Source organism: Paenibacillus sp. MER 180 (assembly GCF_023713665.1).
GTDB lineage: Bacteria > Bacillota > Bacilli > Paenibacillales > Paenibacillaceae > Paenibacillus_B > Paenibacillus_B suaedae.
On record NZ_JAMAVT010000005.1, the window covers coordinates 257895 to 274631 of the forward strand.

General features: G+C 48.2%; 1 protein-coding gene. It reads right to left on the bottom strand.

All coding sequences use genetic code 11. From position 1 onward, the window contains the following. Positions 1-121 precede the first annotated feature (121 nt). Entirely contained in the window at positions 122-16729 is a 16608-nt protein-coding gene (locus M3661_RS10535) for a non-ribosomal peptide synthetase/type I polyketide synthase (RefSeq protein ID WP_251484494.1), read from the bottom strand. Positions 16730-16737 lie beyond the last annotated feature (8 nt).

Consider the following 16737-nt stretch of genomic DNA (forward strand, 5'->3'; position numbering starts at 1 on the left):
GTTGAACCTCCTTATATGGATGGCGAAAGAAGTAGTGGCTTGCTGAACCGGATGTATGATGTACAGCATTCAGCAAGCCGTCACCAAGAAGAGTTGCCGTTGATTGAATTCAGAAGCCAAGTTAGTGCACGAGGGTGTATTGACCATGGAGATATGAACGAATAAATGCTTGGATAATGTCTGCGTTGAGACCTAGCGGGCTTTCCAAATGAATACGCAGTTGTTCTTTATCGTAGTTGACGGAAATGGATAGCTGAGCTGGAGCACTGGCTTCCAGTTCACCAGATGAGTTCCGGAAAGCATCAATCTCCTCTTGTGATGCATAGCCTTGGAAATTATAGAGTACAAGAGCTTGTGGCTGCCCGCCTCTGCGATAAGATGCATCCAGCAGACTCGCAAGTTCGACATATTTCCCTGCTAGCTGCTTATGGTACAGCAGTGACAAGAAGTTAATCGAATGTCGTCTGCAATGCTGCATCACATCTTGTAAACTAGCTGCCGGTTGTCCTTCGCGCAATAACACAGGGATAATATCTAGAAATTCTCCTACGCTGTTGTAGAAATCCTGATTCTGATAACTTCTTCCGTAATGGATCATCGCGAGCGGAATGTCGGTTATTCCTGTATAGGAACGCAGTAAGGCACCAACCAAGTCAAACGAATACCGCCATGGGTCTGCTATGTTCGTCAATGCAATCGGGATGGACAGCTCAAGCTCCGCAACATCTCGGTTCGGAACGTGGAGCAGACTGTCTATGATGGAGCTGTTCTGCTCTTTCCATACTCGCAGCTCATGGTATTCGATGATTTCCTGTTCCGTGATACCTACTGGCCCCTTGGACAGCAGTGTTACATAATCTGCATACGGCTGAATAGGCTCGTCGTCCCTGCCTGCTATCCCCTGTTCAAATTGACGACGCACAACTTCTGCACTCATCCCATCAAAGGCAATATGGTCGAATCCCCATAGAATCTGATGGGTATCATCTGATACGCGCAGACAGCACAATCTCCAAGGCAAATGGCCCGCTATATAGGGTTCTGACAAAATAACGCCAGTCAAGCCGTCCACAAGACGTTGTTTTGTCGTCTCGTGATACGTCCGCAGATCGATATACGGAATGTGCTGAGCGATGAATGCAGAGAGAGCGGTACTATCATACTCACTCCAAGCAGGCTTATCCTCCCCTTCCATTACGCTATGAAGCAGCTGATTGCGCTGAATAATTGTGACTAGCAAGTTGCGAAGGAACTTCTCGTCCACATCGTGAATAGAAGTAACAAATCCGCTGACTTGAGCCCCGAATGCTCCGTGTGCGAGTTGGACAGGCGACAATGGGAAACGGCCAACTCGATCCGCTGAAGCCATCATTGTGGAAATGAGAGAGCATGAGGCACGTACATGCTGCACAAGCAACAGGATCTGCTGCTCAGAAAGCTCGGCCGCTGCTCCCTCTCTCCATGGGTCGTCGTGCTTTTGGAGAAATGAGGACGAACGAGAGCTGCTCAATCCAGGAAGCGCAGCCAACTGCTCGACTGTCGGATACATGAAGATCTCATTCACCTTCAATTGAAGCCCAGCTTGCAGCAGAGCCTGAACAAGTGCGATAGCCTTAATGGAATGCCCCCCATGCTCGAAGAAATCGTCTGTAATGCCGAGTCTCTCCTGATCCAGCACTTCTTGCATGCATCGCAGAATCGTCCGTTCGACCTCGGTTCTCGGAGCCGCATATGTCGACTGACCCTGCTCATTCTCACTAATGTTCTTCAGGGCCTGACGATCGATCTTTCCATTTATATTGAGAGGCATTCGTTCAAGCTTGATCAGACGAGCAGGAATCATATAGGCTGGAAGCTGTTCGCGCAGCAGTGCTTTCATCTGCTCTTGATTCCATCCCTGTCCATCCGCACGGTCTGCCTGCTCAACGGTGTAGTATGCAACCATGTACATGCTGCCGGTTCGATCTGTTCTCGCTAATACAACTGCCTCCTTCACGCCGCTGATGAGCTGAATATGATTTTCGACCTCTCCAAGCTCAATTCGGAAGCCTCTGATTTTGACTTGGAAATCAAGTCGACCAATGAAGCCAATCTCCCCTGTAGGAAGCCTCCATACCAAGTCCCCAGTTCGGTACAGCTTGCCCGTTTTGTCGAATGGATCGTTCACGAATCGCTGTGCGGTCAGTTCATCCCGGTTTAAGTATCCTTTGCTTACGCCCGCTCCGCCGATATACAGCTCGCCAGGTACATATGGAGGCACTAATTGCCCTTGCTGATCCAAGATGTACAGCTTGGTCTGGGAGAGCGGATATCCGATTGGAATGCTGTGCACGTGCTCGTCCGTATGTCCGATTGGATAGTAGGCAGCAAATACCGTCGTCTCCGTTGGCCCGTACCCATTGATCAATGTATCCGGCCCTAGGTACTCTACCGCTTTGCGTGCATGCGGTATCGAAATGGCTTCCCCGCCAATCAGCAATTTCCGGACATGCTTCAGTGCGGTTACATCCCAATCCACCAGCATATTGAACAGTGCTGACGTGATGAAGAAGGCCGTGATTCGCTCCTGCTCAATGAACTTGGCCAACTGCGCAATTTCGATTGCCGAGTCCTTCGAGATGATGACTAAACAAGCACCATTCAGAATCGCTCCAAAAATATCGAATACCGAACCGTCAAATGCGTAATTGGACAATTGAAGCATCCTGTCACTGTGCAGTATCGTCACGTAATTCGCATTCTTCACAACACGGGCTACATTACGGTGACTAACAAGTACTCCTTTCGGTGTCCCAGTCGATCCTGACGTATACATGATATATGCTGTATCGTCTGCATCTACGATATTAGAACCGATATAGGTTGTCCATGATGCTGACTCGTGAGATGCATCGTCATCTTCTGCTGCCCGACCTTCCTCACGATCCAGCAACAGTCGAGGGAGTGACTCGTCAAGGATGGATTGCAGCGCTGAATCTGTGAGGATGAGAGAAGCACCGCTATCCTCCAGCATGAAGGCGATCCGAGACTGCGGATAATCTGGGTCGATCGGCACATAGGCGCAGCCCAGCTTCAAAATAGCTAGAATGCTCACAATCTGCATCGGCCCGCGATCGAGCAATATTGCTATATGATCTCCCTGTCGAACATGCTCGTCTGCGAGGCGTGTGGCGAGCCTATTCGCTCGGCTATTCAACTCTGCATATGTCAGTTCTTCATCATTCCACACAATTGCAGGGCGCTGCCCATGCAGCTTCACCTGTTCTTCAAACAACTGTGCAAGCGTTGGATGGTCTGCTTTCAGCGTAACTGCTGGATTCAACTCACACAGTAGCCACTCTCTCTCCTGTGGTGTTACAAGCGTAAGCTCGCTCAGCTTGCGAGTTGTATCTTCAGTCAATTGCGTAAGCATGTGCAGCAATCGCGTTACATAAAATTCGATTCGATGTCTGGTGAACAAACTCGTATTGTATTCCAAGGAAGCCACATAGCGGTTGTTCCGTTTCTCGATTGTCCAAGTGAGGTCGAACTTCGAATCCTTGTTCATCATTGGCCTAGGAGTTAGTGATAATCCTTCTAGCTCCAACTCCTCCGTGCCCATCGTAATGTAATTGATGACGACATCAAACAGCGGATTTCTTGCTATGTTCTTCTCGATATGAAGCTCCTCAAGCAGCATCTCGAACTGGCAATCTTGGTTTTCATAGACCTTCAGCATCTTCTCTTTCATGTATTGCAGGTATTCGCCCACGCTCAGGCTTGCATCAATTTGTGAACGAATTGCCAACGTATTGACGAACATTCCAACGATCGAATCAAGATCGGCATGACGTCTACCCGCTATTCCCGTCCCCACAACAAGATCCTGTTGACCCGTAATCTTCCATAGCGTCAGCTTCAAGACAGCCATGAGAATCATATAAGGGGTCAATCCTCGCTCAGATGCCAACTGTTCCAGCCGCCCACTAAGTGCTTCACCAAATTCGAATTCCACTTCATCGCCCGAGAAGGTAAGCACAGGCGGTCTTACGTAATCTGTCATCATATTGAGCGTCGGAATCTCGCCTGCAAATTCTTCTTTCCAATATTGAAGCTGTGTACCAAATGCTTCGCTCTTGAAGAATTCATTTTGCCAAGCAGCAAAATCCTTATATTGCAGGGACAATGGCGTTAGTGTCTTGCCGGCATACAGTGCTTGCATCTCTTCTAGTAAAATCGCTATCGAATACTGATCCGATATAATATGGTGCATATCGATGAGCAGAATGTGCTTCTCTTCGTGTATGCTCGTCCATCTCACGCGGAGCAGCGGCGCTTGTGCCAAATCAAATGGCCGGATGAAAGACTTGATTTCACCTTCCACGCCTTCCTCAGTTGTGGTGTTGAATTCAACGACGGAAGGTACTCCGTCCTCAATGATTTGGACTACTTCTCCATTTACGATCTGGAACCGAGTGCGCAGCGATTCATGTCTTTGCACAATTTCATCAATGATTGACTTGCATCTTGCCCTGTCAAGCTGCCCTTCCACCACATATACGGAGGCCAAATTGTAAGGAACCGCATCGCCAACCATCTCATGTACGGCATACATGCGCTTCTGCGCAGATGAGACTTCATAATAAGGCTTGTTCGCAACAGGCTGAATCGCCATGAATTCCTGCTCGTCAGCGCGGTTTGTCCATATCCAATCCACCATCTGGTCAAATACGGCATTATCGAATATTTCCGTCAATGACATATCCAGTTTAAATGCTTGTTGTATGTTGGCGGACAAGGAAATGGCCTTCAACGAATGACCGCCGATGACGAAGAAATCATCCTCAGCCTTTACCTCGCCGCAGCCGAGAAGCTCCTGCCATAATTCTGCTAGTTGCTCACTGATGGTATCCCGACTCCTAATACTGGATGACTGTCCAATCTCGATCTGCTGAGCTTGCGACTGGGCTTGGACACACGAACCTTCTTCCTTACGCTTCAGCTCAAATGCATTAAGAATCACATCATGCTCATGATATGTCGCATCGAACACATAGGTCGGCAGCGGGATACGCTGTCTTCCGCTCTCCGGATGCAGCATCGACCAATCGATCTCGAAGCCTTCACACCACAGCTGGGCAAGCAAGCGTTGGAATTCTATCCAGCTAGATGCTCCATTCCCACCAGCTTGCAGCCTATGAACCGGCGGCGAATCCTGCGCCTCCGTTCGATGTGAATGTTGGGATGCGGCAGACGCGTAATCCGAACATTCGCAACCGATCGCAACGACACTTACACTGATTTCTTCAATAGTGCTGCTATTGTGGCTGATATCAATGAGCGGAATTCGGGATGTATGGAGTGGATAATGCAACAGTTTCTTTCTTACCGCCTCTGACCCGGCACCATTCACTACAGCCTCCAGCGCCCCTTCTTCCAAACCTTGCAGCCATTTCCCGCTTGTTTGCACCCATTCAACCGCGTGCTCCAATGCCAATACACCAGCAACCGTTAAGGCACATACTTCACCGATACCTTGACCGAATAGTCCATCTGGCAGGACACCAACATCGATCAAACTCATTGCTATCCCGTAACTGACCGTAAACCACTCCAATGCAGGGTCATCTTTCAGTTGATGGAAGGCATCCCTCTTATCGAGTTTCGTGCATGCAATCACATGTTCCACATGGCGGTTGAATGTTGCCGCTAGCGGATGTAGATTTCGCTCCTTAGATGTATGCCAATCGCGACCTAATTCGCGATAAGCCCCCGCTTCCGCAGCAATATAAAAGTGAGCGGTCGGTCTGCCGTCCTGAATACGCAATCCGGATTGTTGAAGGAATTGCTGCAGTTCTTTCGTCTTATATGACAAAGCTCCATTTATGAGGAGCGCCTTGCGGTATTCAAACGGCTTGCGTCCCGTTTGCAGTGTCCAAGCGGCATCCGATAAATTGACTGCTGGATGGCTGTGCAAGTACTCCAACACAGCCTCACTCGTATGGGTCAATGCCGATTGACTCCTAGCCGAGAACAAGAACAAATTGACAGGTTCCGATGTCTGGAATCGGCTTATTTCAGGCGGCTGCTCCAGCACGACGTGCACATTCGTTCCACCGATGCCGAAGGAGCTTACACCGGCCCGCAAGATTTGACTCCGATCCGCCCGATATTCAGCCTGTGTATTCACATAAAATGGACTGTTCGCGAAATCAATTGCAGGATTCGGCTTCGTAAAATGAAGTAAAGGCGGAATCGTTCGATGGTACAGGGACAGAACGGTCTTGATGAAGCCTGCCACCCCTGCCGCAGAATCGAGATGCCCGATATTCGCTTTTACAGAACCGATGGCGCAATAGCCTGTCTTCTTCGTATCCCATGCTTGCTTCAGGGCTTCGATCTCGATAGGGTCTCCTAATTTCGTTCCTGTCCCGTGTGCCTCAACATAGTGGATATCCTCAGCCGATACGCCAGCCTGTCTAAGGGCAGATTGAATGACCTGGGCTTGACCGCTCACACTAGGAGCTGTGTACCCGATTTTCTCAAGACCATCATTATTCATTGCCGATCCCTTAATGACACCGTAGATATGATCGCCATCTCTAAGGGCTGCGGCTAGCGGCTTGAGGAGTACAACACCGCATCCATTGCCAGATACGGTTCCCGATGAATCCTCCGCGAATGGCTTGCAGTGCCCGTCTTGAGAGAAGATCATGCCTTCATGCCATAAGTAGCCTTCCTTCCGCGGATAGGAAATGGACACTCCACCGGCAATCGCCATATGCGACTCTCCACGCTGCAGCGACTGTACCGCTTGATGAATCGCAACTAATGAAGTTGAGCAGGCTGTTTGAACATTGAAGCTAGGCCCTTTCAAATTGAGCTTGTACGACACACGGGTCGTCAGAAAATCTTTTTCATTCAAGGTAATTGCTTCGAATGCACGAAGCAGATCTTGTTGATGACCTAAGAATTGAATCATCCAAGGAAGATTGGAGCCACTTCCGGCAAACAGGCCAATTAATCCCTTGTATGCGGAAGGATTGTATCCCCCATTCTCCAGCACTTCCCATACGCATTCATGAAGCAGCCGAATTTGCGGATCCATCATGTTGGCTTCCTGATAGGGATAATCGAAAAATGCGGAGTCAAAATACTCGATGCCATCAAGATAACCTTTTGCTTTCACATATTTCGGATGAGACAGCAAGTCAGCATCCACACCAGCTTGCAGCAGTTCTTCGTCTGAGAACTCCACAACTGACTCTACGCCAGATACGATATTATCCCAAAATGCATCAATCGTAGGCGCTCCTGGGAATCGTCCCGCCATCCCTATCACTGCGATATCTGCTATCTCATGACTTTTAGCAGCAACTGGAGCAAGTGGCATTGCATGACCAATGTCCTGCAATTCTGAAGGAATGCCGATACTCTTGACTAGTGATTCAACCGTTGGATATTGGAACATCTGCATTAACGGAATGGAGCGCCCGATCAGGGAATTGATCCGATTATTGATCAGGATTAGTCCCAATGAGTTCCCGCCAACGTCGAAGAAATTATCCCGCACGCTAATGCGCTCGGTTCCGAGCACATCCTTCCAAATATCCAATATCGCCTTCTCCAATCCTGTTGAAGGCAATTTCGTTTGTCCCGTCATTTCCGATGACTCTTGTGGGAGCGGCAGTGCTTTTTTGTCAATCTTTCCATTTGGAAGCGTCGGCATCTCTTCTAGCTGACGAATAAAGCCAGGAATCATATAATGAGGCAGCTTCTCTCGCAACCACGGCTTGAGCCATATATGCGCTTCTCCTTCAACATCCGCTTCTTTTTTAACCGTGCAATATAATCCAAGCTGTTTGTTCCCGCGCTTATCGTCGTAAGCAGCAGCTACAGCCTGTCTAATATGTTCATGCTTCTGAACAACCTTCTCAATCTCATCAAGCTCCACCCGATATCCGCGTACTTTGATCTGCGAATCCAGGCGTCCCATCAGTTCGATTTCGCCATTGGCAAGCAATCGTCCACGATCCCCTGTGCGATAGAGGCGGCAGCCCGGAAGCTGTTCCGTTTCGAAAAACTTTCGCTTCGTTTCCTCCGGATTGTTCAAATATCCGCGTGCAAGTCCATGTCCCGCCAAGCATAATTCGCCGTATACCCCTACCGGCTGCAGCAACCCAGAATCGCTGATGATATACGCTTGTGTGTTCGCAATCGGCTGTCCAATCGTAACCGACTTGGAAGCCGTCAACTCCTTCGCTACCGACCAGATGGTTGTTTCTGTCGGGCCGTACATATTGAATAATCTTGCTTCGGAACGAGTTTGCAAGTCTTTCAACAAGGCGTCAGGATAATTCTCCCCTCCGCTCAAAATACAGGCAAGCTGCTTCAGCGCAGGTGCAAAATCCGAATTCTCAACAAATGCCTTAATTCGCGAAACCGTGCTTAACAGATGCGTAACCTTGTGCTGAACAATTTTCTCATTCGCCAGCATCGGATCCAACTGTTCACTCTCATTAGCAATATATACGGAGTGGCCCGTGCACAGTGGAACAATCGACTCGAATGCAAAAATATCAAAGGACAACGTCGTTACACAAATGACACGATCCTCTTCGTGCTGGAACACACCTCTCTGTTGAATATCTTGAATGAAATTGAGGATAGAGCCTTGATTGATCATGACTCCTTTCGGCTTGCCCGTTGAACCTGAAGTAAAGATGACACAAGCTAAGTTGTTTTGATGAGTTCGTGGTACAGGATTGCTGCAGTCTTCTGTATTGTGATTTCTGATAGAGTATATGATCTCTCTGCAATCTACCATTTCCCCTGCAAACTCAATGCCCGCTTGATACTCTTGTGGACATAATAGAATATTCACATTGCTCTCTGTGAGCATGTACTTGATTCGTTCCTTCGGGAATGCTGGATCGATCGGAACATATGCTCCGCCTGCCTTCAGCACCGCCAGCAGTGACACGATTAAGTACTCATCCCGTCTTGGCATCACGCCAACCAGCGTATCAGCTGTAACGCCCTGCTCAATCAAGTGGTGCGCGATCGCATTGGCTTGTTCATTCACTTCGCGGTACGTAAGCTGTCGTCCATCGGATACGATAAGCGCCGGTTTGTCTGGTTGTGTTCGTGCATGCTGTTCGAACAGCTCTACAATTACTAGGTTCTCGTCATATGGCAGCGCTGTATGATTCACATCAGTCACAATCCATAACTTTTCTTCTGGCGTCAAGAAATCGATCTGACCCAGACTGGTATTGATATCCGTTGTGATGCACTGCAAAATGGCCTGAAAGTGTCCGATCATTCGCTGCACAGTTTCCTTGCGGAACAGTCCCATCGCATATTCAAGAAATCCTTCTACTGTCTTCTCCTTTTTGTTTTCCTGACAGGTTAATACCAGATCATAAGCGGACGTTGTTGTCGGGAAAGCATATGGTGCAAACGAGATGCCGTCGATTTCAAGATCATGGAATTCCATATTTTGAAAGTCGAAGCAGACATCAAATAGTGGATTGCGGTTGAATTCTCGTTGCAAGTGCAGACGGTCAACGAGTTCGTCAAATTGGCAGTCTTGGTTCGAAAATGCCTTCAGTGCGTTCTCCTTCACTTCATGCAGAAACTCCGTAAACGACTTCTGGTTCAACGGACGGTTCCGCATCGCAAGCATATTTACAAACATGCCGACGGTATCTTTCGTCTCTTCCTGCGTTCTTCCCGCTACAGGCGTACCGACGATAATATCCTCTTGACCAGAATAACGGGCTAGCAGGACATACCATGCACTCAACATCATCATATACAGCGTCGTTCCCGTTTCCTGAGCCAGTTGAATGAGCTTCGCCGCGCAATCTTCTTCAATGTGGAAATAAATCCGGTCGCCATGGAAGTCCTTGACAGACGGTCGTTCATAATCTGTCGGCAATTCCAGCGCAGGCAGTTCACCGCCAAGCTGCTGGAGCCAGTATGCCCGCTGATCAACGATTTCTTCTCCAGCAGACTGCTGCTCCGCTTGCCAGACTGCATAATCTTTGTACTGAAGAACCGGCTGCGTCAGCTCCCCGAAATACAACGCGTTGAAGTCTCTCGTAATAATCTCCATGGATGTGCCGTCCGCAATGCTGTGGTGCATGTCGAACAACAACAGCTGCTCGTCCGAGCCTGTGCGTATGAGTTCAACTCGAAACAATGGCGCGCTTCCTAAAGAGAATGGCTTAATAAACGCACGAATCAATGGCATGATATCCTCGTCATTAACGCGGTCTATTTCCCGGTACGTAAATGGAATATCTACCGAATCATGAATAATTTGAACGGCCTGATCGCCGATAATGTCAAAGGAAGTTCGCAAAGATTCGTGGCGCAACATGAGCTTTTCCAGTGTCTGTTCTACTCGGGTTCTGTCCAGCAGCCCTCTAATCTTCGTAGCGGATGGAAGATTATAAGCTACACTGCTTGGATCAAGCAGATGCAGTGCATACATCCGATTTTGAGCAGATGACAATGGATAGTAATCTCTTTGTGCCGCAGGTGTGATTTGCACTTGCTGATAAGAGTATGCTGAATTCTCATGCAAATGAGCGACCAATGCGCTCGGCGATGAATAGGTGAATAAATCAGCAATCTCCACCTTGATACCTGCATGCTGCTGAATCGCATGAGCCAAGCTAACCGCCTTCAAGGAGTCGCCGCCAAGCGAGAAGAAGTCTTGATCGCTTGCAATCGTGTCGAAACCAAATACAGATTTATACGCATCCAATACCGCCTGCTCTAGTTCACTCTGGTTAGTAAGTGCCGCTGCCGCTGCGGGACGGTCCAAATGATTCTGTGAATGCTGAGAATAGGGCGTTTGATGCACAGCAGTATTTGATCGTGGCAATGATGCTTGTGGAGCGCTAAGCGCGATATCAATTGGGAAATGTCCTTTGTCAAACATATACGTTGGCAGCGACACGCGCTTGCGAACAGTATTGCCTCGCATGGCTTTCCAATCGAGATCGACACCCGCTCCCCATAGGAGTCCTAGCTTATGATGAATATATTCCACATCATCCAGCGCCTCTTGCGGATGGCGTATTAAGTTCACGAAATGTTGACCGGCAGCCTTGGATTCATGTTGTCTCGCAAAAGTACTTAAGGTACGACCCGCCCCGACTTCGATGAATACATCGTGCTCCGACTTTAAGATTTGTGTCAGGCATTTGGCGAAGTTCACTGGTCGCAAAATATGCGCTGCCCAGTAGGACGGTCGATTCATTTCGCTCGGCGACACCCATTCTCCGCTCACATTCGAGACGATCGGAATACGAGGCTCGTTGAACCGATAGGCGGAGAGCCGCTTCTCAAATTCACGTGCAGCCTCCTCCATCATCGGCGTATGGAAGGCATGGGAGGTTTTTACCCGAACTGCCTTCCAGCCAAGCTTCTCGCACTTCGCTTCGAATAGTGCAATCGCTTCTTCCCGTCCGCCAACGACGCAGCTATTTGTCGTATTTTCCAGCGCAATCCACACATTCGGAATCAGTTCCGGCTCTACCATGCTTGCTGCCGCCATAACGGCAAGCATTACTCCTGGCTCCTGCTGCTGCATCAGACGTCCGCGCAAGCGAACAATTTCCACCGCATCTTTCAGTTCGAATACACCTGCGACCGTTGCCGCGGCAAGTTCTCCTATGCTGTGTCCAATCATTCCTGCCGGCTTCACGCCAAGCTCCAGCATCGTAAGCGCCAATGAGTAGCTTGTGGCAAACAGTGCAAATTGACTGTTCTCCGTCTGATTGATTCGTGAGCTATCGCCAACGCCGTATATCATATCCTCGAACATCAGCCGTTCGTCTTCAGTCTGGCATGACAGCACATGATCCATATGCCGCTTGAATATGCGGGACACTGCACTTTGTTTTGCGGAACGGTACAAGGAGCGACCCATTCCTTGGTACTGGCTCCCTTGTCCTGGAAACAGGAAGTATACCTGCCGCTTGCCTGGCTGCACCTCATGAACAGCAGCGTCTTGCAACTGCTTCAGTAGAAGCTGTGGAGCTTCGGCATAATGGTTACTCACGACGATTGCTTTACGGTAGGCAAATGGCTTCCTTCCTACCTGTAATGTCCATGCCGCATCAGTAACGTTAATGCTTGGGTTGTCTATCAAGTGCTGTACGACATTGTACGAGGTGTTGACAAGCGCCTCCTTGCTCTTGGCGGAGAACACAAGCAAATTCACCTGCTCCGGATCGCTGCTGTCCATCATGCTCGGAGCTTCCTCCAATACCATATGGGCGTTCGTACCGCCAACCCCGAACGAGTTGATACCTGCTCGGCGCTTGCTGCCTGTACCGATGGTCATCCACTCCATTCCTTGTGCCTGCACGGTAAATGGCGTACTCGCAAAATCAATTTTGGGATTCGGTTCCCTATAGTTAACCGTTGGCGGGATATATTTGTGCTTCAAGCTAAGTGCGACCTTCGCCAAGCCGACCACTCCAGCAGCTGTATCGGTATGCCCTACGTTGCCTTTCACCGAGCCTAACGTACAAAATTGCTTCTTTTCAGATGCGAACGCCTTCGTTAAAGATTCCACCTCAATCGGATCGCCGAGCGCAGTGCCTGTTCCATGAGCCTCAACATAGGTTATCGTTTCTGGATCAATGCCTGCAACACGATACGCCTCCTGGATAACCTCAGCTTGTCCTTCCACACTTGGCGCCACAAAACCAATCTTCTGTCTTCCATCATTATTAATCGCGGAACCTTTAATGACAGCATAGATATGATCGCCGTCCTCAATGGCATCGTCCAATCTCTTCAGCACCACTAATCCCATACCGTTCGAGAACATGGTTCCCTTCGCCTTAGCGTCGAATGGCCGGCAGTGTCCATCCGGAGAAAACATCATGCCTTCCTCGTAATAATAGCCCCCCTCATTCGGCAGTTCGATCGTGATCCCACCAGCCACAGCAATATCGCATTCGCCAAGAATTAATGACTGACACGATAAGTGAGGGGTAACCAGCGTTGTCGAGCAGCCTGTAAGTGCTGAATAAACTGGCCCTTTAATATCCAGCTTATAAGCGATCCGAGTCGCCAAGAAGTGATTCGTGCTCAGTGTAAAAGCTTGATACTTGTCACTAAATCCACTTTCGCCGAACAGAACCTTCTGATACCATTCAAAATCATCAGACCCGCCGAGAAACAACCCAATCTTCGAGGTGTCAGATCCGGGATAATATCCGGCATCCTCTAATGCTTCCCATGTCCCTTGATAGAGAAGACGAAGCTGTGGCGACATCATCTGCACTTCACCTGGTGTATATTCGAAGAAGTTTGGATCGAACTCCTCAATGCCATCAATGCGTCCTTTTGCCTTCACATAATTGGGTGATTTCAGCATGTTGGGCTGAATCCCTAATTCGAGCAATTCTTCATCCTTATAGAAATGGATGCTCTCTACGCCGCCTTTTAGGTTATTCCAGAAATCATGAATATTGGAAGCACCGGGCGCGTGAATGGACATGCCGATGATCGCGATATCCGATCGAACGACTTTTCTGTCCCGTTGGAAGAATGATTTCCGATCGGTAATCGTCTCTCCCTCAGCTTGGTTGAAATGGTCGGCCAGCAGTCGTACAGTAGGATATTGGAACAATAACGTTATTGGAAAATCCTGCGTCAGTGCTTTTTTCAACTTGTTGTGCATTTGGATTAAGGCTATTGAATGACCGCCGATTTCAAAAAAACTATCATCCACACCGACATGGGTAATTCCAAGTACCTCTTGCCACACAGAGGCAATAAGAACCTCTAAATCGGTATTCGGTGCTGTGTCGCTTGATGAAGCTGCATCTAAATAGTCTTTGTCCGCGATCAGCACATTCCGATTCACCTTCCCACTCGTATTGAGTGGAAGCTCTCTTTTATGTACAAAGAAGGAAGGGATCATGTACGCCGGCAATTCCTTGGATAAGTGCTCCTTCATTTGAGCCACAGGAATGTCTTCATCAGAGAGATAATAGGCGCACAACGCAGCCGACTTGCCAGTCTCCTTCTTCACAACAACGATAGCCTGCGTAATTCCTTCCATCTGCGACAGCACATTCTCGATTTCTCCCGTCTCGAGCCGGACGCCGCGCACCTTTTCCTGAAAGTCAATTCGTCCTAAAAATTCAATCGTTCCGCTTGGAAGCCAGCGGGCCAAATCCCCTGTACGATACATATTGCGGAAGTAATCCGGGTCGATCCCTTCTTGATAGAACGGATTCGCGACAAACTTCTCCTTCGTCAGCTCATCCCGATTCAAATATCCCCTTGCCAACCCAACACCGCTAAGACATAATTCACCTGCTATCCCAATCGGCTGTAATTGATCTTGCTTGCCTACGATGTACCAGCGCGTCTCATTGAGCGGCTCACCAATTGGAATCGAGCGTGTTGTATCGTCGCCCCTAATCGAATAATGGGAAGCCCATATCGTGCATTCCGTTGGACCATATACATTTTCAAGCTTTATATCCGTATGCAGCGAATTGAATTTATGCAAAATATCCGGCGTTACGGCTTCCCCTCCAATACATATCCACTTCAAGGAGGCTAGCTTTGACAGATTGTCCGCATTATCCAACAGTTCCAAGAAGGCACGGAACATGGTAGGTACGAAATTGATATGAGTAACCTTATGCTTGTGTATCTCTTCCAAGATGATTTGCGGGTTTTTCTCTCCGTCTGGCTCCAATACGAGCAAGCTGCCTTCTCCCATAAACCACCCGAACAATTCCGTTCCGGATACATCGAACGTATGCGGTGTTTTGAGTAGGTACAGATCATGCTCTTCCACCGGAAAACGTCTTTCCAGATCGAGCAATGTATTCACGACACTATGATTCTCGACCATGACGCCCTTCGGCTTGCCGGTCGAACCCGAAGTGTACATAATGTAGGCCAAACTGTATGGATCCAGCTGTACTTCGGGCATCGAGTCATCCCCGCTGAAAATGTTCGGATCACTCAGGTCGATGAGACCTACTTCCCATTCTTCTTCGAATGGAAGATCTGACGTAGTGATGAGATAGGACACATTCGCATCTTCAAAAATAAATTGTTTTCTAGCTGACGGATACGTTGGATCTAGAGGCACGTATGCACATCCCGCCTTAAGAACCGCTAATAAACTAATGACTAAGTTAGCTGATCGTTCCAGCTGAATGCCGATACAGGATGGAGTTCCTTGCGTTTTCTGAAGGATATTGCGAGCCAATTGATTAGCTTTTGCATCAACACTAGCATATGTCTCAACTTGGTCTTGATCGATCAATGCCTTTCGTCCTGGATGCTTAGCGACCTTGGAGTGAAATAGTTCAATGATTGTACGAGGTTCGTATGTAAAATAGGAAGTTTGATTAAATTGTTGCAGGATGCGGCTTCGTTCTTGATTCAACAGCAACTCCGCTTCTCCGATCTTGATGTCTGTCTGTCCGCTTACCAGTTCCAGCAGTTTCATGAAGCGAAGACCTAATAAATCAATCGTTTCATCTGCAAAAAGTTCTGGTTTGTATTGAAGTTTAATCAAATCTTTGTGAGGGGTATGTTGCAGGATAACCATTAGGCTGCCGGGAAATGTTACGCGATCGTGATCGAGGATTTCTGCCTTAAGTTCGTACTGATCGCTGTCTTCCACGATATCATATACGAAGCTAACATCGAAGATAGATGGAGTTCCCGGCAATGGGAGCAATTGATTATCTCGCATAATCAAATTGTTCGGATAACCGATATGCTTGTAGACTTCGATAAGCTCCTTCGACACTTGCTGCAGTACTTCCGAGAAGCTCTGTTCATCCTTCAGCAGCAGGCGCATTGGCAGCATATACACAAAGCAGCCTATCGATTCCTCGAAATCCATATCAGGACGATATGAAAATGGAGAGGAGAACACAACATCCTCTTGCTGCGTATAACGATTCAACAGTACACCGAATGCGGCCAAGACAAACATAAAGGTCGTAACTTCCTGTTCCCTCGCCTGTTTATGAATCTGTTGCAATAGATTAGATGAGATCTCGATTCGTTTTTCCTTGCCGATGCCATGAACTTGATGTCGAATAAAGTCATTCGGCAAGGCAAGAGGCTCTGCACCTATCATCTTATTCGCCCAATATTCTCTTTCTTTGTCGTACCCTCCCTGAGCAAGTTTTGTATTTTCTTGGCTCATGAAGTCGGTAAATCCCGTATTCGGCTTTATTTCAATTGGCTCTTTTCGTGCGAGTTTATGATCGTATTCCAAGAGCTTTTGCTTCAACACTTCGAGTGATAATCCGTCGGAGATGATATGGTGAATGCTGATGAGAAAAATATGCTTCTTGTCAGATAGCTTAATCAAGCTTGCGTGAAATAGCGGAGCTGCTGTGAGGTCAAATACTCGGCTTAATAACTCTTGCTCAACCTGAAGCTTTACCCGTTCTTCCTGAAGTTCAGTTTCTGCAGAGAAATCTAACTTTGTTAGTTGAACATTGATTCGATCGTGGACAACGAGAAGAGGCATTTCATTACTGACATCAAGACTGCATCGCAAGGCTTCCTGCTCCTCAATGACTAGACTCAGAGCTTGCTCGAACCGAACTACGTCCACTCCCTCGAGCATGATGGAAGCTGTGATGTTGTAAGAGAGCGGGTCGTCAATTTGGCAATCGAAGAATATTCCCTTCTGGACTTCTGTTAATTCTAGTCTGCGCGTTACCATAAGCTAGA